General features: G+C 67.9%; 18 protein-coding genes. 15 read left to right on the forward strand and 3 right to left on the reverse strand.

What is annotated here, in order from left to right; genetic code table 11:
- Positions 1–87 precede the first annotated feature (87 nt).
- From ACN469_RS01730 to ACN469_RS01745, 4 genes are all read left to right on the forward strand, one after another.
- Positions 88–1,269: an AAA family ATPase gene (locus ACN469_RS01730; protein WP_498763458.1), complete on the forward strand. Its 1,182-nt coding sequence runs from the start codon at positions 88–90 to the stop codon at positions 1,267–1,269.
- Between the two features lie 101 nt (positions 1,270–1,370).
- A complete protein-coding gene (locus tag ACN469_RS01735) occupies positions 1,371–2,036 on the forward strand; it encodes a hypothetical protein (RefSeq protein WP_498763459.1) in 666 nt (221 codons plus the stop codon).
- Between the two features lie 185 nt (positions 2,037–2,221).
- Positions 2,222–2,797 carry an imm11 family protein gene (locus tag ACN469_RS01740; RefSeq protein WP_498763460.1) on the forward strand — a complete coding sequence of 192 codons (576 nt, stop codon included), beginning with the start codon at positions 2,222–2,224 and terminating at the stop codon, positions 2,795–2,797.
- Positions 2,798–2,940: 143 nt separating this feature from the next.
- The gene (locus ACN469_RS01745) at positions 2,941–3,588 is read left to right on the forward strand and encodes a LuxR C-terminal-related transcriptional regulator (RefSeq protein WP_498763462.1); all 648 of its coding nucleotides are present in this window, start codon (positions 2,941–2,943) and stop codon (positions 3,586–3,588) included.
- Positions 3,589–3,603: 15 nt separating this feature from the next.
- Here the strand turns inward: ACN469_RS01745 and ACN469_RS01750 are convergent, their stop codons facing one another.
- Positions 3,604–3,975: a hypothetical protein gene (locus tag ACN469_RS01750; RefSeq protein ID WP_176434075.1), complete on the reverse strand. Its 372-nt coding sequence runs from the start codon at positions 3,973–3,975 to the stop codon at positions 3,604–3,606.
- On the reverse strand, positions 3,972–4,532 hold the full coding sequence (locus ACN469_RS01755; protein ID WP_498763463.1) for a hypothetical protein: 561 nt from the start codon (positions 4,530–4,532) through the stop codon (positions 3,972–3,974). The genes ACN469_RS01750 and ACN469_RS01755 overlap by 4 nt, the downstream gene beginning before the upstream one ends.
- Before the next feature lie 147 nt (positions 4,533–4,679).
- On the opposite strand from ACN469_RS01755, the gene ACN469_RS01760 reads away from it, so the two are divergent.
- From ACN469_RS01760 to ACN469_RS01790, 7 genes are all read left to right on the forward strand, one after another.
- Positions 4,680–6,215 (forward strand): AAA family ATPase, encoded by a 1,536-nt coding sequence (locus ACN469_RS01760; RefSeq protein WP_498763465.1) that lies wholly within the window; start codon positions 4,680–4,682, stop codon positions 6,213–6,215.
- Positions 6,212–7,039, forward strand: coding sequence for a hypothetical protein (locus tag ACN469_RS01765; RefSeq protein ID WP_498763467.1), 828 nt, complete (start codon positions 6,212–6,214; stop codon positions 7,037–7,039). Before ACN469_RS01760 ends, ACN469_RS01765 begins: the two co-directional genes overlap by 4 nt.
- Entirely contained in the window at positions 7,036–8,697 is a 1,662-nt protein-coding gene (locus ACN469_RS01770) for a M48 family metalloprotease (RefSeq protein ID WP_498763468.1), read from the forward strand. The genes ACN469_RS01765 and ACN469_RS01770 overlap by 4 nt, the downstream gene beginning before the upstream one ends.
- The gene (locus tag ACN469_RS01775; RefSeq protein ID WP_498763469.1) at positions 8,697–9,263 is read left to right on the forward strand and encodes a hypothetical protein; all 567 of its coding nucleotides are present in this window, start codon (positions 8,697–8,699) and stop codon (positions 9,261–9,263) included. The genes ACN469_RS01770 and ACN469_RS01775 overlap by 1 nt, the downstream gene beginning before the upstream one ends.
- A complete protein-coding gene (locus ACN469_RS01780; protein WP_498763471.1) occupies positions 9,251–10,576 on the forward strand; it encodes a phenylacetate--CoA ligase family protein in 1,326 nt (441 codons plus the stop codon). Before ACN469_RS01775 ends, ACN469_RS01780 begins: the two co-directional genes overlap by 13 nt.
- A gap of 522 nt (positions 10,577–11,098) precedes the next feature.
- Complete coding sequence (locus ACN469_RS01785) at positions 11,099–13,282, forward strand: sensor histidine kinase (protein ID WP_498763473.1); 2,184 nt, start codon at positions 11,099–11,101, stop codon at positions 13,280–13,282.
- A gap of 54 nt (positions 13,283–13,336) precedes the next feature.
- On the forward strand, positions 13,337–14,335 hold the full coding sequence (locus tag ACN469_RS01790) for an aldo/keto reductase (protein ID WP_498763475.1): 999 nt from the start codon (positions 13,337–13,339) through the stop codon (positions 14,333–14,335).
- Positions 14,336–14,344: 9 nt separating this feature from the next.
- On the opposite strand, the gene ACN469_RS01795 is transcribed toward ACN469_RS01790, so the two are convergent.
- Complete coding sequence (locus tag ACN469_RS01795) at positions 14,345–15,136, reverse strand: radical SAM protein (protein WP_498763477.1); 792 nt, start codon at positions 15,134–15,136, stop codon at positions 14,345–14,347.
- Between the two features lie 54 nt (positions 15,137–15,190).
- Between ACN469_RS01795 and ACN469_RS01800 the strand changes: the two genes are divergently transcribed.
- From ACN469_RS01800 to sitA6, 4 genes are read left to right on the forward strand one after another with little or no spacing between them, the layout of a single operon-like run.
- Positions 15,191–16,666 (forward strand): asparagine synthase-related protein, encoded by a 1,476-nt coding sequence (locus ACN469_RS01800; protein WP_498763478.1) that lies wholly within the window; start codon positions 15,191–15,193, stop codon positions 16,664–16,666.
- Entirely contained in the window at positions 16,651–17,844 is a 1,194-nt protein-coding gene (locus ACN469_RS01805) for a glycosyltransferase (RefSeq protein WP_498763480.1), read from the forward strand. Before ACN469_RS01800 ends, ACN469_RS01805 begins: the two co-directional genes overlap by 16 nt.
- A 47-nt stretch (positions 17,845–17,891) precedes the next feature.
- Complete coding sequence (locus tag ACN469_RS01810) at positions 17,892–18,692, forward strand: ROK family protein (protein ID WP_498763482.1); 801 nt, start codon at positions 17,892–17,894, stop codon at positions 18,690–18,692.
- 42 nt (positions 18,693–18,734) lie between these two features.
- The gene (gene sitA6 / locus ACN469_RS01815; protein WP_498763483.1) at positions 18,735–19,406 is read left to right on the forward strand and encodes a SitA6 family polymorphic toxin lipoprotein; all 672 of its coding nucleotides are present in this window, start codon (positions 18,735–18,737) and stop codon (positions 19,404–19,406) included.
- The last annotated feature ends 3 nt before the right edge of the window (positions 19,407–19,409 follow it).

Consider the following 19,409-nt stretch of genomic DNA (forward strand, 5'->3'; position numbering starts at 1 on the left):
AGTGGAGTAGAACCGCCCCTGAGCCGCCGCTGGCCAGCCCGGGATGGCATGGGTCTGGCATCGCACGGGGCTCGCCAGCGAGCGCCCATGATTCACAAGCTGACCCTTCAGAACTTCAAAGGCATCGAGTCGGCGGAACTCGGCCTGGAGCGGCTCACCGTCATCGTGGGTCCGAACGCTTCGGGCAAGACCAGCGTGCTTCAGGCGCTCGATGTGCTGATGGGGTTCTCTAATCCTGAGACTGAGCGAGGCAATCTACTGCTCCAGCATGGAGGAGCTATTGCGCTTCGTAGGCGAGTGCCCAGCCGGGAGACGACCTCGGTCCGTGCTGTTGGTAACTGGCGCAATCAGCCAGGCAGCCTTCAGTTTCGCTTTGCGCCGACAGCTACGGCTGCAGACAGCCGTCTGACGCACTTCCTCGAGGTCAACGGAGCATGGGCTGGCACCGAGTTCGAAATCCCCGAGGCACAGCACCAGTCATGGAACAAGGTACTCAACCCGCAGATAGACCTGACCAAGATTCCGTCCATCGTGAGGGACTGGAAAGCCCGTGCCCTACTGAGGCTTGAGGCGCGAAAACTGGCGGAGCCCTCCTACACAGAGTCTGTCGAGCCACAAGTCACATCTGATGGGGAGGGGCTCGCGTCGGTTCTGGCGCAGATGGCCTTGAGTCGCCCTGACAGGTTCAACGAACTGCTTGTTGCCTTGCGCGGTGTCATACCTCACGTGACGCGGGTACGCCTTTCTCTCGCAGAAGTGAAGCGGCAGGAAACCGAGACACTCCGCATAGATGATGAAGCCGTCTTGAGAACCGTCCAACGTATCTACTCAGGGCATCGACTTCTCTTCGACCTTACCGGAGCCGAGGGCATTTCCAGCCAGGGAGCCAGCGAAGGCACTCTTCTGGTTCTCGGACTGCTGACAGTCCTTTTCAGCGAGCCAAGCCCCAAGCTCGTCCTCCTGGACGACTTGGATCGAGGTCTGCACCCTAAAGCCCAGAAGGACCTCGTCATGCAGCTTCGCAAGCTGCTGGAGCGTGACCCCGAACTGCAGATCATCGCGACCAGCCATTCTCCCTATCTTCTCGACCACCTCGACCCGAAGGAGGTCCGCCTGTCCACGGTCCTTCCCGATGGTGGCATCCGCTTCGCGGAGTTGATCCAACATCCAGACTTCGAGCGATGGAAGGAAGTCATGCGCCCTGGCGAGTTCTGGAGCACGGTGGGCGAAGAGTGGGTACGCGACGTGCCGGAGAAGAAGCAAGAATGAGTGACGCGCCTACGTCCATCGTCCTCATCTGTGAGGGCCCCGGCGATCAGAGGACGGTTCCTGCACTCGTTGACCGCATACTCCATGAGTCCATTGAGTGGATGGATCCGGAGATGATTGGTGACATCCGTGAGTGGCGGGGCCAGCGTCGCGGAGAAGCCTACCTTCCCTGGAAGGAGGTCCACACGCGCGCCAAACTCGCCAACATCCGCATCAACGGACATTTCAACGGAGAGCCGGGTGCTCACGACGCCTTCGTCGCTCGCCGCGCCCTTGCCCTGCTGAAAGTGAATGGAGACGCCCCCATTCATGCGGTCGTACTGGTGAGAGACAGCGACAACGATGAGGCACAACGCCGAAAGGGACTGGAGCAAGCCAGCACGGAAGTCACGAGCCTCGGGCCCATTCTCGTCGCCGTCGCACATACCAAGCGCGAGTGCTGGATTCTCGCTGGCTACACCCCAGAAACCCAGGACGAGAAGGCTCGGCACCAGGACTTGCGGCAAGAGCTTGGGTTCGACCCATGCCTTCGCGCGGAGGAACTAACGGCGCAGCAAGATGGCGCGAAGCGGGACGCCAAGCGCGTGCTCGGCATCCTGACGGATGGCGTCGTTGACCGCGAGATGCAGTCCCTGAGGCGGGCAGCGCTCCAGCAGCTCGAAGAGCGCGGGCGCAGCACGGGCCTCTCCGCGTTCTTGTCCGAGATCCGAAAGAAGCTCGTACCGCTCTGGACGGGCACGGCCTACACCGGTCCGACGAGCCAGTAGACTCTCTTCAACCTTCTTCATGCATGAGCGACTGAGGTTGGCCTTGGGACAGTGTCGAAAGGTGGAGGATTGCCAAAAGGCCATCACGAGTGATCTACGCAGCCTCGCAAGAGAAGCGCCGACTCAAGGAACAAAAATCCACACGCTTTTGACTCGGGACCCGTGAGGACTCCAGGAAGTCCACCATGCAGAATCCGTCTCGATACTTCAGGCTCAGGCCAGACATACAAGCCGGGAACTGGTACCTGGGAGACCCGCTGGATGAGACGGGCAACGAGGTCGACGACATCTGGCAATTCGCCGAGGGGCAGCCCGTCCAGTTTGCGGGTCGCCTGAAGTTTCCCATCCGTGAGCCTGGAAGGTGGTTGGACTACTGCACAGCGGGCGTTGGCAAGGCTCCCATCGTCCACGTCAGGGTGGCCAACATCTTCGCGGAGCTGGCGCCCGATGATGTGCAGTTGATACCCGTCGATGTCGAAGGACGCCCGGAACAGCATGTCATGCTCGTCGCCACGAAGCTGATCCGCTGCGTCGATGACGAAGCCTCGGAAGAGATAATTTATTGGAAGCCCGAGGATGAGCGGCCCGACAAGCTCGGCCAGTACCGCAGCGTCTATGGGATGCGAATCGACCGCACGAAGGTGGGCGGCGCGAAGGTCTTCCGCACCTGGGGGTGGTCCATCGCCATCGTCATCTCCGAGGACCTCAAGGTGGCCCTGGAGCGTGCGAAAGTCACAGGGGCGAAGTTCGAGGAAGTCTGAGCGGACACGCAGCTCCAGGCATCTCTTCAAACTACTTCATGGACAAGCAGCGGGCTGGGCGTGACCTCTCAAGGGGTGCGCTCTGGCGGCTGGAGATGTTGTCCCGAGCGGAGTGCGGACTCCCTGGTTAATGAAGAGGTTCCGTGTTGGATGCCCCCCTCGCCCCGCTTCGTCTCGCGCTCGTCGCGGAAGACCCGCTCGCTCGGGGTGCGCTCTCACGGGTGCTCGGCGACCAGGGGAGCGAGCTGCTCACGGTGGCATCCGGCACCCAGGTCGAGCTGGAGTCCACACGCGGCGACGCCTTCGACGTGGTGCTCTGGGACACGGGCCTGCGAGTGTCGGAGGCGGAGGCGAGAGTGGAGGCACCGGACCTGGGTGCACCCGTGCTCGCGCTGGTGGCGGACGAAGCAGCGGGCGAGCTGGCGCTGACAGCGGGTGCAAAGGGACTGCTATTCAGGGATGTGGCACCCGCGCCGCTCACGGCGGCCCTGCTCGCGGTGGCGCGAGGGCTCGTGGTGTTCGACCCAGGACTCTCGGAGCTGAGAGCATCCACGAGGTCCACGGCCGCGCTCGGAAGCAACACCCTGGGCCCGGATGCGCTCACGCCTCGTGAGCGGGAGGTGCTCGCCTTGCTGGCGGAGGGCCTGTCGAACAAGGCCATCGCGGACCGGCTTACCATCAGCGAGCACACAGCCAAGTTCCATGTGAATGCGGTGCTCGGAAAGCTGGGCGTCCAGCGCCGTACCGAGGCCGTCGTCCGCGCAGCGCGGATGGGCCTCGTCACGCTGTAACCGCACCCGGGTGCTTCATTCTTTCGGTACTTGCGTGACGAACTCTTCGACGAAGTCGAGGAACTTCATCGCGGCACGCTCGTGGTTCCCCTCGCAGTCCGCGAGGAATTTGACGTGCCAGCCCTCACCAGGGAACTCACCCTTCACGTCACGCAGCCATAGCTCGAAGCGATGCCACTCCGGGTCTGAACCTTCGTTGAAGACGTTGTGCGCGCACCATCCATGGATGAAGGACACCAACGAGTCAACCCGGTCTCCTCCTGCCACGTACCAGAGCCCACGCCCCTTCAAGAGCTGCCCGCGCGACCAGCGCAAGACGTCGAGAAGCCCCACCTTGCCGCCACGAAGCTCCTCCGGCAGGGGCTCTACTCTCACAACCTTCTTCATAGGGAGTCCACGGTCTCGACCACGAGTTTCATGCCTGGATAGGAGATGAGGCGCTTCATGTATTCCTCCTCAGGGAGACCCGCGAGCCCGGTGTAGGCATCGATGATTCTCCCCTGGAGTTTGATAGCAACATGGAGCCCAGTGGTGGCCACCTGATGAGTCTTCACGAAGACACCCTTCACAATCTCATCGAAGCCCAACATCTTCCGCTGCTCGCCTTCGAGCGTCACCCGAAAGAACACGGGACGTTCTCCCAGCTTGAGCAACCCCTCGTGGACGGCCTTCGCGACCTTGACGCACTGGCCCGCCTGGCGATTGCTCACGTCAAAGGCCCACTGCAAGCGTCGCAACCAGTCCGGCAGCGTCTCAGCGTCCTTGAGCACCATCCACTGCGCGATGACGCACTGAACGTCTCCAAGCAGCAGACAGGCCTTGAGCTTCGCCTCGATGGAGCTGTCACCTGGCATCGGCGGCGACGCCTTGACGGAAGCACCGACTACGAACGCAGGTGAGCCCGAGGCAAGCAGGGGCGACCATGCCAGCAGCACCAGGACCACCAGCCACCTACGCCACATCCGTCACCTCCCGCATACGCCCAGCCTAGCCTCCAGCCAGGGCACCAGCCGACCACACTCGGCACGAGCCCCACCGCCCCCGACACTCCGCGCCCCACCCCGCGTCCCGGATGCTAGGCTGCGCGTCGAATGGCCAATCAGGATTGGGTGTCGCGCCTGCTCTCCGGGCGCGCGTCGGTGGACAAGGGGCTCAACGTCCACCTCTCCGAGCGTGACGGCGGCAGCCTCCACGACAAGATGCGGCAGGCGTACTGGTGGATCACCAACAACGCCGTCATCTGCCCCTACTACGACATCGAGTTCGGCCAGGCTGGCCTCCTCAAGAGCTCCTCCGGGGACGAGCTCCATCTCCCCGAGGACATGAGCTACAGCTCCTTCGTCCTCATCCCCCTGCTCACCCTCTTCACCTGCCGCCGAGCCCTCCTCATCGGCGGCCCCGGACGCGGAAAAACCACCTCCGCCATCCTCATGGCCCTGCTGTCCGGCATGTCCCGCGAGGACATCCACCGCACCATCCAGCGCGGCCACCCCCAGCTCTCCATCGCCGACCTGCTCGGCGCGCCCCTCCCCTCCGACATGCTCAAGGCGGAGGACCTCTCCGCCGTCAAGGTGAGCTGGCGCAAGTGGATCACCCAGCGCGTCAAGATCATCGACGAGTACAACCGCATCCCCACCAAGACGCAGTCCGCCCTCCTCTCCCTCATGGCCGAGGGCTACGCGGAGATGATGGACCAGTACGTCTACTCCGGCCGCTCGTCCTGGTTCCTCACCGCCAATGACGACCAGGGCGGCGGCACCTTCCAGGTCATCGACGCCCTCAAGGACCGCATCGACGTCGTCGTCCGCGCCGTCCCCTTCAACTCCAACTTCATCGACACGCTCCTCCAGCGCATCGAAGCCGACAAGTCCCCCGAGGAGCTCCTCCCCAAGGACGTCGTCTTCACCCCCGGCGAGCTGGAGCGCGCCTACACCTCCATCCTCGAAGTCGAAGTTCCACGCCACGTCCTGGAGCGCGTCGCCTTCTTCCTGGGCCAGCTCGACTTCTGCCGCATGGCCTCGCCCCGCTTCGAGTTCAGGCACAAGGACACCCTCAAGCTCGCGGGACAGACGGTCTCCGCCGTGTGCAACGAGCAGTGCCCGCTCGACAAGAAGGTGCACCTCTGCACGCAGACGGAGAACGGCGTCAGCGTGCGCGCCTACCAGACCATCCTCCACTACGCGAAGGCGCTCGCCTTCTTCCGAGGCCACGGCACCGTGGAGCTGGAGGACTTCCGTCAAATCGCCCCATGGGTCCTGCACGAGAAGCTGGTGCCCAACACCCGCAGCGCCTTCTTCGAGGCGCGCGGCAACAAGATGCTCCTCCAGGACCGCGTCGCCTGGATTCGGAACATGTTCGACATGGCCATGGGCCACTACGGCGTGCACGAGCCCATCCGCCGCAAGGTCGGCGTGCTGCGCACCGAGCTGGACAAGGGCCTGTCCGGCATCGACCTGCGCACCACCGAGAAGCGCCTCACCACCGTCACCGCGCTGATGAACGAGCTGCTCACCAGACAAGAGCTCTCCGGTCCCGTCTACGAGGACCTCATCCACCTCAAGTCCATGTACAGCCGCTATCGGAACTACGCGACGTGGCTGAAGGAAAACCCGGGCGGCCAGCCATGAGCGGCCTCGCGGACGAGCTGGAGGCCAGCGCGAAGGGCCGCTTCGTGCGGTGGGACGCCGACCTGTGGCGAGCGCTGCTCGAAGGGCCCGCGCGTCAGCTCGGAGAGTCCCTGTCCCAGAAGGGCGCCTCCCCTGACGAGGCCGAGGAGCTGCTGCGCGCCTGGCTGCGCCTGGGCGCCGAGGCCATCGGCCTGGGCTACCTGTACCCGGCGACCGCGGGCCGGCAGAACCTCTTCACCCTCGCTTGGACGGACCTGGTGCCCCGCCTGCTCTCAGGAGTCCCCGAAGCCCAGCGCGCCGGCGTGCTCGCGCAGCTGTGGAACGTGGCGGAGAACCTCGAGTCCGCGCCACCGTGGGTGCAGCGCCTCTTCTATCGCGTGAGCCAGCGGCTCGGCTCGCTCACCGGCATCGAGGAGCGCCTGCGAGAAACCGCCGCGCTCGCGATGGAACCTCCCACGATGAAGCTCGGCGACAAGGCCCAGCCCTTCCTCGTGGACCTGTCCCGCGAGGACAGCCGCTTCCTGCCCGGCCCGCTGCACTTCCTGGCGCCCACGGTGCTGTGCGTGCATGACCGTCACCGCCACGCCGTCGCCGGACGCGAGGCCGCGACGCAGGGCCTGCTCCTGTCGGACACGCCGATTCTCCTCGGCGCCATGGGCTGCCGCGAGGCGCCCGAGAAGACGCTTCAGCAGAGCCCGCACCTGTCCACGGTGACGTGGAGGGACCCGCGCGTGGACTCGTGGTTCGCCACCGTGACGAATGACTGGCGCGCCGCCGGCACGCTGGACACGTCGCAGCACGTCGTGGTGCTCGTGCCCGTATGAGCACGTCGCGCTTCACGCCCGAGCACATCGCGGGCTGCTGGCGGGACGCGCTGGCGCTGTGGGACGTGCAGGTGCGGCTCAGCCCACCGGAGCCCCACGTCCCCTTCCATCCGGACGCGGACCACGCGAACGAGCCGCTCGCGTACATCGACCTCGCGAAGCGGCAGGTCTTCGTCCACTTCGAGCTGCTCCAATCCATGGGCGCGGCGGACAGCCTGATGGCCGTGCTCGCGCACGAAATCGGCCACCACGCGCGCTTCCCTCACACGCTGGGCTGGGACGCGGAGCTGCGCGTCATGGAGCAGCGGCTGCTCCCAGGCCTGAAGCAGTCCCTCACCAACCTCTTCTACGACCTCCAGGTGAACGAGTTCGTGGGCCGCACGCACCCCGAGGACCTGTGTCGGGTGTATCGCGGCTTCCAGCGCACGAAGGGCGGCGGCGAAGTCTCGCCCCTGTTCTTCTTCTACCTCGCCATCTACGAGGAGCTGTGGGGCCGCGAGCCTGGGGACCTGGTGCCCTTCGACGCGCTGGCGCCGATGGAGGAGAAATTCCCGGGCCTCCGAGCGGAGGCGCGCATGTTCGCGCAGACCTTCTACGCGCTGCCGCACCCGCGCCTCCAGTTCCTCTACTTCTGCGCCACCTTCATCCGCTACCTCGGCAAGCTCGAGGAGACGACGTACACCCTCCCGCTGGGTGACGACGTGTCGCAGCCGGACGTGGACGACTGGGACTCCGCGCTCCAGAGCGGTGGCCGGTGGGAAGACGCCCTGGAGGAGGCCCACTCGAGGGGCTGGCTCGCCGAGTCCCACGACACGAAGGCGCCGGACGCGCTGGACCACATCGACCGCGTCACCAAACACTTGCCCGGTCATGGCGGTGGGGAGCTGCGCCGCGCGCTGGTGGCTCGGCACTACCGGCGGCTGGTCGACCAGCACTTGCTGAAGCTGCCGGCCGCGCCGTCGAAGCCGGAGCCGTACCTGCGCACCACGCCCGAGGCGTGGGAGTACGGCGACGACCCGTCCGCCATCGACTGGACGTTGACGGTGCTCACCCAGGGGCACCTCGCCGCGGTGTCGCCGCTGCGCCGCGAGCTGGAGGCCGACGTGCCCCCCGCGTCCGAGCTCGGCGTGCCCTCGGTGGAGCTGTACCTGGACACCAGCGGCTCCATGCCGGACCCGGCCGCGCAGCTCAACACGATGACGCTGGCCGCGCAGGTGCTGTCCTCCTCCGCGCTGCGCAAGCAGGCCAAGGTGCGCGGCATCATCTACTCGGACTGCGAGCCCCTGGTGTCCCCGTGGATGTACGACGAGGAGACGGCGCGCGAGTTCCTGCTGCACTACATCGGCGGGGGGACGCTGTTCCCCTTCGACGTGCTCGTCAAACTATCGAAGGAGCGACCCGACGCGCTGCGCGTCATCATCTCCGACAGTGACTTCCTGTCGAACGTGGCGACGCCCGAGAACATGAAGAGGCTGGTGGACTCGACGCGGCGCTCTCGTCTGCTCGTCGCCTTCTTCGCGCTGGCGGACGAGACCCAGGCGCGGCAGGTGCTGGCGCCCGTGTTGAAGGAGCGCAACTTCCGCCTGGTGGTGGTGAAATGGCTGTCGGACTTCGGCCCCGCCGCCGCGGCGTTGTCCCAGGCCTTGCTGGAGAAGTGATGGCTTTCGACGTCAAGAACATCCAGAAGCAGCTCACCGACGTGCCCCTCGTGTCGCCGTATCCGCACGACCTCGCGGTGGCCATCATCTGCGACACCTTCCGCCTCGCGGGGGTGCGTCCTCCGTCGCGAGCGGACTGGGAAGACCTGGAGCGACGAGCGAAGACGCCGGCCCTGTGGCGGGAGCAGGTGGTGATGCTCGCGTATGTGCTGACGTCGTCCTCGCTGGGCGCGGACACGGCGGCGGCGCTGAGGAAGAACACGGACGCCGCCACCGTGCTGCGGGGCTTCTTCGTGTGGGTGGAGCCCCTGACGGCGGAGATGGTGCGCTCCAACGCCTTCCGGCAGGAGGAGTTCCTGCGCAAGTGGGTGCACGCGCTGGACGGGCAGGTGAAGGACGAGTCGCCCCGTGACACCGCCGCGCGCCTGAAGCAACTCGACTACCGCGCCGCGCTCCAGGAGATGGACCGGGCGGAGAGGGCCCGGCGCACGGAAGCGGAGAAGCGCGCCAAGGACCTCGCGGATGCGGCCCAGCGCGCCGCCGACGCGCGAGGATGGCGCGAGTGACGTTGGGCCTCCCCGCGGATGCACGCGTGGCGCCCCGCGCGAACATCCGTCGGGACACCGCCACCCAGCGCCCCCACGTCCCGTGGGCGGAGTCCATCGCCCGGAGCCTGTCGTGCTTCGCCGCCCTCCCTGACGAGGCCGCGGCCCGCGCGGAGCTGGAGGCGCGACTGGAGGGCCTGCGTGCCGCGCTGCTCGCCTCGCCCTACTACACGCGGCGACTGCGGGACGCGGGGCTGCACCCTGGCGACCTCCGGACGCTCGCGGACCTGAGACACTTCCCCTCGCTGGAGCGCGGCACGCTGGCGCGACACTGGGACGAGGTGCCGACGCCCCTGTCCCGAGAGGACGAGAGCGTGGTGGTGAGGAGCTCGGGCTCCACGGGCGAGCCGGTGAAGGTGGTGCGAGACAGGCTCGACTGCCTGCACATGTGGGCGGTGCTGCGCTTCTGGTTGGAGCGCGCGCGGGCTGTCCTGCCGCCGCGCCCCCGCGTGGTGCTGCTGGATGCCCTGCCGGGAGGACTCGAGTACTCGGTGCGGCTGCCCATCCTCCGGGACGGAGCGCTGCACCGAATCTCCGTGCTGCGAGACGATGCGCGCGAGCGCCTGTGCCGCGTGCGTCCCGCCGTCCTCTTCTCGGACCCCGAGGGGCTGCGCTGGCTCTCCGAGCAGGACGGCCTCCCAGCGCCCGCGCTGATTCTCACCTCCGCGCAGTATCTGCCCCAGGACACGCGAGACGCCCTGGCGCGCACGGTGCCCGCGCCGCTGCTGAACTATTACGCGACGACGGAGACGGGTCCGCTCGCCTGGGAGTGCCTGGGAGGACCGGGACGCTTCCATGTCCTCGCGCCCGACGTGTGGTTGGAGCCAGGGCTCGACGAGGTGGTGGTGACGCGGCTGCGGCCCAGCGTGCTGCCCTTGTTGCGCTACCTGCCCGGCGATGCGGGCACGGTGGACCGGGACGCATGTGCGTGCGGGTTCCATGGCTGGACGCTGGAGCGCTTCGGCGGTCGCGGCGCGTGCCACTTCGCGACGCCCACCGGCCGGAGGGTGGATGCGTGGGCGCTCGCCTGGGTGTTCAAGCACCACGCCCTGCGCGCCTTCCGGTTGACCCAGCTGGAGCCCTCGCGCTTCGAGCTGGAGCTGGCCGGCGCGGAGGGCTCCGAGGTGGCGCCGCTGTGTGAGCGACTCGTCGCCGCCCTGCGGAACCTCGGCTGGAGCGAGCCGCCACGACTGGCCGTGCGGCACGTGAGCGCGGAGGACCTGGCCACCGGCGCCAAGCCCCTGCCGTTCCGGAGCCGCGTCTCCGCGCAGTAGGGCCCGCTCCACTCACGATGCGCGGGCCCAGGCGCGGGCCATGATGACAGACACCGCCCCCTTGTCGAAGCCGTCCTGGGCCCCACGGACATGCCCTGGCGCTGGGACTACAACCCCTCTCCTCCCACTGCGAAGTGACGCGCCTGGCCGCGCCCCTGGCGCCGTGTGCGCGGGTGCACCGTAATGGGGCACACCGCCCACCCACATACTCGAAGCTCCAATGAATTGGCGGTGGCCGTCACGAGGGCATTCACAAACAACACGCTTGAAAGACTTCATCGTCAGCGTCAGGGGATGGCGGGTCGGCGGTGCCCCGTCCCACTCGGGGCCGACGTCCACTCAACAAGTCGGGGCAAGAAGTCGCGCTTTGAACCGCCGAGCGTGTTCCTTCAATCACTTGCATCCGAGAAGAAGGCAGACGACTTCCAAGTCGGACCATCATGCGAGTTCCCCGCCTCGTGCCGTGAGGGTTTCGATTTCGAACGCTCGCGGTGCCACCTCGTCGTGAGGAGGCCACTCGCCTTGCGCACGCCCATCTCGTATTTCGAACCCACCCGTCCGTCGGGGAGCACTCGCTCCCTGTCGTCGACCCCGCTGGAGCAGCGGCTCACGCCGGACCCTCGGAGGGCCTGGAGCTGGCTGCAGAAGTCCTGGTTCGGCCGATATGGCGTGGCCCTGCTCTTCTTCCTCTTCGCGCTGCTGCTCCAGTTGGAGCTGTCGGAGCTGATGTCCACCAGCCCCTTCCTCTTCTTCTACGGCGCCGTCATGGTGGCCGGGTGGTGGGGAGGATGGGGACCGGCGCTGCTCGTCACGGCGCTGTCGCTCCTGGCCGTGGACCACCAGTTCCTCCCGCCGCGCCTGACGCTCCAGATGCGGTCCGCGGACGTGTTGTCCCTGGGCATCTTCTGCCTGCTCGCCATCTTCATCACCAAGCTGAACGTGACGCTCAGCCGGGCGCTGGAGGAGCGCGCCGGACTGCTGGAGCGCGAGCACCTGGCCCGCGCCGCCTCCGAGGCCGCTCGGACGCGCCTGCACACCATCTTCATGCAGGCCCCCGCGCAAATCTTCTTCCTGCGCGGCGCCTCGCACGACTTCGACTTCACCAACGCGCGCAACAGCACGCTCCTGAAGAACAAGGACACCCTGGGCAAGCCCTTCCAGGACGGCGTGGTGAAGGTGGCGGAGGAGGACGCGCGCGACGTGCTGGACCGCGTCTACGCCACGGGTGAGGCCTTCGTGGGCAACGCCGTGCCGCTGCGCATCCTCCAAGCGGACGGCATGGAGAAGGAGACCTTCCACAACCTGGTGTACCAGCCCACGCGGGACACGCAGGGACAGGTGGACGGCATCGCCGGCTTCGGCTTCGACGTGACGGACCTGGTGCATGCGCGTCAGCGCGCGGAGGCCCTGGCCACGGAGCTGCGCCAGGCGGAGTTCCGCACCCGCGTGCTCGCCGAGGTGAGCACGGTGCTCGCGTCCTCGCTCGACTACGAGGCGACGATGCGCAACCTGGCCAAGCTGGTGGTGCCCGCGCTCGCCGACTGGTGCTTCGTGGACCTGGCGCAACCGGACGGCGCCTTCCGTCGGCTGGAGGTCGCCCACGCGCGCCCCGAGGACGCGGCCACCGCCGCGGAGGTCCTCAACTTCCAGCTCATGCCGGAGGGCAACCCGCGCCACCCGCCCACCGCGGCGCTCCTGCGCGGCGAGGCGATTCTGCTGGAGGAGATGACGCCCGCGCACATCAAGCGCAGCGCGCACAACGAGAACCACGCCCGGGTGATGCTGGCCACCGGGCTGCGCTCCTTCATCGCCGTGCCGCTGGTGGTGCGCGGCCACACGCTGGGCGTCTTCAGCTTCTTCACCTCGTTCTCCAACCGGCGCTACACCCAGGCGGACCTCGCCTTCGGGTTGGAGCTGGCGTACCGCGCCGCGCTCTCCATGGAGAACGCGCGCCTGTACCGCGAGGCGCAGGAGGCCATCCGCCTGCGCGACGAATTCCTCTCCATCGCCAGCCACGAGCTGAAGACGCCGCTGACGCCGCTGAGCCTCAAGCTCCAGGCGCTCGCGCGCGAGTTGGAGCGGCACCCCGACTCCATCCCCTACTCGGTGGTGAAGAACTACGTGGACACGGGCGCGCGGCAGGTGAAGAAGCTGGCGGAGCTCGTGGGAGACCTGCTCGACGTGTCGCGCATCGCCGCGGGCCGGCTGGCGTTGGAGCTGGAGGACGTGGACCTGGGCGAGCTCATCCGAGAAGTGGTGGTGCGCTACGAGCCCCATGCGGCGCGGTCCGGCTCCACGCTGGTGGTGGAGGGCGGCGAGTCGGGCCTCGTCGGACGGTGGGACCGGCTGCGCCTGGAGCAGGTGGTCACCAACCTCATCGACAACGCGGTGAAGTACGGCTCGGGCAAGCCCATCCAGTTGAGCCTGGAGCAGGGCCCCACGCGCGCGCGCCTCAAGGTGAGGGACCAGGGCATCGGGATTGCGCCCGAGCACCTGCCGCGCCTCTTCGGCCGCTTCGAGCGGGCCGTGTCGGAGCGGCACTACGGCGGCCTGGGACTGGGCCTCTACATCACCCGGACGCTGGTGGAGGCCATGGGGGGGCGGGTGCGCGTGGAGAGCGAGCAGGGCCGAGGCTCCACCTTCACCGTCGACCTGCCCCGGGAGCGGACGCTTCCTGTTGACGTGCCGGCACCCCAGCCGCAGTAAAGGCTCCGCGCGAGAACGGACGCCATGCCGGCGGCCGGCGAAAGAGGTGTCGGAGTGGAGACACGTACGCTGGGCAAGCAGGGCCTCCAGGTGTCCGCCATGGGCCTGGGCTGCATGGGGATGTCGGACTTCTACTCGGGGCGGGACGACGCGGAGTCGGAGGCCACGCTGCTGCACGCGCTGGAGAAGGGCATCACCTTCTTCGACACGGCGGACATGTACGGCTCCGGGAGCAACGAGGAGCTGGTGGGCCGGGTGCTCAAGCCCCACCGCGCGAAGGTCGTGCTCGCCACCAAGTTCGGCGTCGTCAGGGACCCGAACAATCCGCAGGCGCGCGGCATCAACGGCAGTCCGGAGTACGTGAAGCGCGCGTGCGAGGCCAGCCTGCGCCGGCTGGGCGTGGACGTCATCGACCTGTACTACCTGCACCGGCTGGACGCGACGACGCCCATCGAGGACACGGTGGGGGCCATGGCGGAGCTGGTGCGCGAGGGCAAGGTGCGGCACCTGGGGCTGTCGGAGGTGGACGCGGACACGCTGCGCCGGGCGTCCAAGGTGCACCCCATCGCCGCGCTCCAGAGTGAGTACTCGCTGTGGAGCCGCGAGCCCGAGGACGGGGTGCTCCAGGCCTGCGGCGAGCTGGGCATCGGCTTCGTGCCGTACAGCCCGCTGGGGCGCGGCTTCCTGACGGGGCAAATCAAGCGCTACGAGGACCTGGCCGCGGACGACTACCGCCGCAACTCGCCGCGCTTCCAGGGGGAGAACTTCACGCGCAACCTGGAGCTGGTGGCGAAGGTGGAGCGACTGGCGAAGGAGAAGGGCTGCACGCCGGCGCAGCTCGCGCTCGCGTGGGTGATGGCGCGCGGCCAGGACGTCGTCCCGATTCCTGGCACCAAGCGCCGCACGTACCTGGATGAGAACCTGGGCGCGCTCGACGTGAAGCTCACGGAGAAGGACCTGAAGGACATCGACGTCGTGGCGCCTCCGGGGGTCGCGGTGGGAGAGCGATATCCGGCGGCGATGCAGCGCGTGCTGCCGCAGTCGCGCAAGTAGTCGCGGGCGTCAGGCGTGCGGGGCCCGTGGGAGCTGCGCGTGCGGCTGCCACGGGCCACTGGCGCCCAGGCAGTAGCGACAGGTGGCGAGCGGTGTGTCCCGCTCCAGGTGGCCGAGCATCCGCTCCAACAGCTCCGGAGCGTCGAGGCGCACACCATCCACCTCGGCCAGCGCGGGCATCTCTGGATGCTTGGGACCGAGCACCGTGGCCACATGGGGTGGACGGGTGCACGTGTAGAAGTGGCCCTGGTGGACCAGGTGGCAGCGGACCTTGAGCCAGCACTTCGCGTGGACGTCGCGGACCTGCGCGTCCGTGGCGAGGGGCGCGTCGGGGGTGAGCTGCTGGAAGGCGTCGATGTGCTTCACCGTGAGGAGGACGCCGTGCCGCTCGCAGCGCTCGGTGATGCGGGCGAGCGACTTCTCAGGCAGGAGCGCGGAGGAATAGACGGACAGGGTCATCCGGTCCAGGCGCTCGTAGACGGCGTCGGGCGCGCTCTGGGCGAGGAAGCCGTTGGTGGTGATGGAGAGCTGCTCGGAGATGCCGGAGGCGCGGACGGCGTCGAGCACGCTGGCGAGGTCGGGGTGGAGGAAGGGCTCGCCGCCGGTGAGCTTGAAGACGTTGGGTTTGAGCACGCGCGCGAGCCGGGTGAGGTCGGCGCCGAGCACGGAGGGCTCCACGGCCCAGGCGGGCAGGTGGGGCGACAGGGGGCAACACTGCACGCAGCGCAGGTTGCAGTGGGTGACGACGTGCGTCTCCAGGGACCAGGTGAGGATTCGACCGTCGTGCAGCTCGTAACGCACGGAGGGACTATAGCGGGGTTGCCGGCGGCCCCCGCGGCTTGCGACAGTCCCCGCGTGTCCGACGCCCCCGGCGACCCGAGCGGCCCGCTCGCCATCCTGCCCTCCTACCAGCCGACAGCCGGGCCACGAACGGGCGCACCCGTGGAGTCGGTGTGGAGCCTGTCGCCGACCCTGGGACTGGAGCCCGCGTCTGTCACGGCGTTCTTGCTGCACACGCCGCCGTCGACCCGGAGCCTCTTTCGAGGTGTGAGCCGCGTCGCGCCGCCCTTGCCTCGCGTTCGCCGCGAGCCATCGCCGCGCCCCTTGGAAGGAGACGACGAGGCACGAGCACGTGCGCTCCTGGCCGCGTGCGCGGACGCCGTCGGGGCGCGAGTGGACTCAGGGGCGAGGGAGGTGAGCCTGAGCGGCGGCGTGGACAGCGCGGTGCTGTGCATGCTGGCGGCTCGCCATGCGCCGGACCGGGTTCGCGCGTGGAGCATGAACGTCCACTTCGCCGACGAGGTCGAGCGACACAACGCCAGGACGGTGGCTCGCCTCGCGGGCGTGGAGCGGGTGGACGTGCCCATTCCGGACGCGCTGTTGCCGGACCTGTTCGAGCCCGCGGTCCTCGCCAACGAGAGCGCCATCCTCAATGCGCGGGCCGTGGCGAGCTTCGCGTTCTACGCGGAGGCGAGGCGGCGGGGGGCCTCGGTGATGCTGAGCGGGGCCGGCGCGGATGAGGTGCTGATGGGCAATCCCGGGGCACGCGCTTCGGCGCTCGCGCGCATCGAGGAAGACCGACGACTCGCACGGACCGTGCTGCGCTCGGCTGTGGACAACTTGGGGAGGAGTCCCGACGCGGCCCATGGCGTCCCGTGGGCCCAGGCGTCCCGTGAGGGCTCCGACGAGGTTCGTGGCGGGCCCTGGCGCCAGGAGGACGACGCCGAGCGCTCCGACGTGGTCCGTGGCGGGCGCTGGTCCCAGGAGGACGACTCCGAGCGCTCCGACGCGGTCCGTGGCGGGCCCTGGTCTCAGGAGGACGGCCCGGAGGTCTCCGAGGAGGTCCGCTACGCGGCGTGGGTGCTGCGCGAGCTGGTGTTGCCTCCCGAGCTGAGGGGCGCACGGGCACACGGACTCACCGTGCACACGCCGTATCTCGACAGCCGGTGCGCGGACGTGGCGCTCGCGTTGCCCGAGTCCTCTCTCGCGCGTGAGGGAGTCGGCAAGTGGCTCTTCCGTCACGCGGTGCGAGGACTCGTCCCCGACGAGGTCCGACTGGCGCGCAAGACGCCGCGCTATGGGCACACGGCGCTCTCCAGTCCCGTGCGCGCGCGATGGCTGGAGCTGTATCGCGCCTGGCTGTCGGCCTCGCGGCTTGAGCCGTTGGAGGTCGTCGACCCGAAGGCGGCGCTCGCGCTCCTGGACCGCTACACGCGAATGGAGCCCGAGGCTCTGGAGGCGGGTGGAGTGGATCGCCTGTTGATGCGACTGTGCTCCCTCGCCATGCTCCACGCGCACGCAGTGCACGGCTCCCCATGTCCCGAATCCTGATTGCGACCTCGCCCGAGAAGGGCCACATCAACCCGATGATGGGCGTCGCGCAGTGGCTGCGCCGCCTGGGCCACACCGTGGGCTGGCTCTGCATCCCCGAGCCCGCGCCGCAGCTCGCGACGCTCGGCGTGGAGGTGCTGCACCTGCCGCACTCGGCGAGGGAGGCACCCGCCATCGAAACGGGCGGCGAGGCCCTGGCCCGACTGGTGCGTGACGAGGTGGCGCTGGGGAAGTGGATTCACGGGCTGTTGCTGGATTCGGTGCCCACGCTCATCGAGCCCGTGCGCGAGGTGGTGCGGCGCTTCCGTCCGGACGTCATGGCGCTGGATGGGATGCAGTACGCGGCGGTGCTGGCCGCGCATCAGGAGCGGATACCGTGGGCGGGTGTGTCCTCGGCGCTCTCCTTGTTGGAGCCCATGGAGGACTACGGGCTGCGTCGCAACGTGCGAGCCCTGGCGAAGGAGCGCGCGGAGCTGTTCGCCCGACACGGCTTCGAGGCGAACTTCCGCAACTGCGAGGCGCTCTCGCCCCGCCTCAACATCCTCTTCGCCACGGAGGCGTTCCTCGGCCCCGACGTGGACCTGCCGCCCGCTGGGCGACTGGTGGGCCCGTCGATTCCGCCGGAGCCCCGGGGAGACGAGGTGGACTTCCCGTGGGAGCGATTGGGCTCGAAGCCCGTGGTGTACGTGTCCTTCGGCAGCCAGATTTCGTGGCAGCCCAAGTTGTTCCGCACCATCGCGGAGGCCGCGGCGCCGCTGGGTGTCACGGTGGTGTTGAGCGCGGGTGAGCTGGCGGACACGGACTTCTCGCGCTCGCTGCCCGGGGACGTGGTGGCCGTGCCCTATACGCCCCAGCGTCAGCTCCTTCCGCGAGCGTCTGCCTTTGTCTCGCATGGGGGTGCCAACTCCGTGATGGAGGCGTTGACGGCGGGCGTGCCGCTGTTGCTGTTGCCTGTTTGCAATGACCAGCCCATCCAGGCGCACTTCCTCCGCGCGTCGGGGGCGGGGCTCACGTTGGAGCTGGACACGCTGACGGTGGAGGACTGTCGCGCCGCGCTTCGCCAGCTCTTGGAGCCGGGAACGCCGCTGCGCGCGAAGGTGGCCGCCATCTCGGAGTCGTATCAGTCCCGAGACGGCGCGAAGGAGGCAGCGGAGCGCATCGCGGGTCTCGTCGAGTGAGCGAGCCGCCGCGAGTGTGGACTGCCCGCCGTTACCATGCGGAGGGTGTGACACCGCTGGAGGTGTGGAACCTCCCGGTGTTCGGACGCGAGCTGTGGGAGTTGCTCGGAGCGCCGCGAGTAGAGTCGGACCGACGCGCGGGAGTGCCCGAGGTTCAGCTCGCGGAGCAACTGTTTCCAGCACTCACGAGTGCCCTCGAACAACTGGTGCACCGGCATGCCGTGGACGCGGTGTGGCTGAGTGGAGGACTGGCCTGCCTGGAGGGCTTCGAGGTGGGGGTGGCGAAGGCCACTGCCGTGCTCGGGTGTCCCGTCTATGTATCGGAGTCGCCGCGCTTCGCGCCCGTGCACGCGGGCCTTGGGTTGGTGGCGGCTCGGACGCCGTTGGTGCTCGACGTGGGCCAGACGAGCCTCAAGTGCGCGAGTCCGGGAGCCCAGCGTGTCTTCGAGCGGGATATCACGGCGCTGCCGCGCCTCTTCATTGGGATGCCTCGTCCCACGGATGGGCATCACATCGTCGCGGCGGTGCGCTTCATCGCCAACGCGCTGCGGACCTGTGCACGAGACCTCACGGTGGAGGGCCTGTGTCTGGCGCTTCCCTGTCCCTTGGATGAGGCCCTCGTTCCGGGAGGCTGCACTTATGGGTGGGAAGGCCATGCAGCACTGGTGGCCGACATCCTGGAGGAAGCTGCTCTTCCGGGTGGCGGAGAGGTGCTCGTGCTCAACGACGCGGAACTGGCCGCCGAGGCGGCGCGCATGGAGCTTCGACAGAACGGGCACCATCGCATCCTCTGCCTCACGCTGGGCTTCGGTCCGGGAGGGGCGCTGCTCACCTCACGCGATGGATAAGGAGTCCGCGAGGTGAACAGCAGCTGGTAGCTTTCGCGGCCCATGCGAATCCCTCACAGCTTCTGGCTTTCGCTGTTCGCAGTGTCCTGGCTGGGATGCTCCACGGTCAGCAAGCCGTCCATTCAGCAGGCTTGGGAAGGGGCGGAGCAGGAATGCGACGCCCCTGGGGAAGACCAGTGCGTCACCCTCCTCTGCCTGGACGACGCCTGCGGCTTCTACCGCTGCGAGGACACGCAGGTAGCGGTCGAACTGGCGCGCTTCCCTCCCTCGCGTCCGCCTGCGGCTGCAGCGGCACCGGGCAGCGGCCCTCGGAGGAACTGGGGTGGCGCGCAGAAGTTGCCTCCCGGCTCCCTCATGACGTTCCCCAACTGGAACGGCGCCCCAGACAGCATCATCCCCCCTTCACACCAGCTCACGCCGGGGCGTTGGGAGAAGCACCACATCTTCCCCCAGTCAGAGGACCTGGCGAGGTGGTTCGACAAACAAGGCGTGAAAATCCACCACTACACGATGCCCATCCCACGCGACCTTCACTACCGGATTCACAACGTGGGAGGACGTGGAGGGCAATGGAATCAAGCGTGGCGAGACTTCAAGGACTTGAATATCAACGCGTCGCCCGAGCAAATCTACAAGCATGCCGGAGAGCTGATTCACCGCTTCCAGCTCACAGGCGGCCCCATCCAGCCGTACTATTCCCGCCCGGGAGCGTAGAAA

It is taken from the genome of Corallococcus terminator (assembly GCF_049194865.1).
GTDB classification, from domain to species: domain Bacteria; phylum Myxococcota; class Myxococcia; order Myxococcales; family Myxococcaceae; genus Myxococcus; species Myxococcus terminator_A.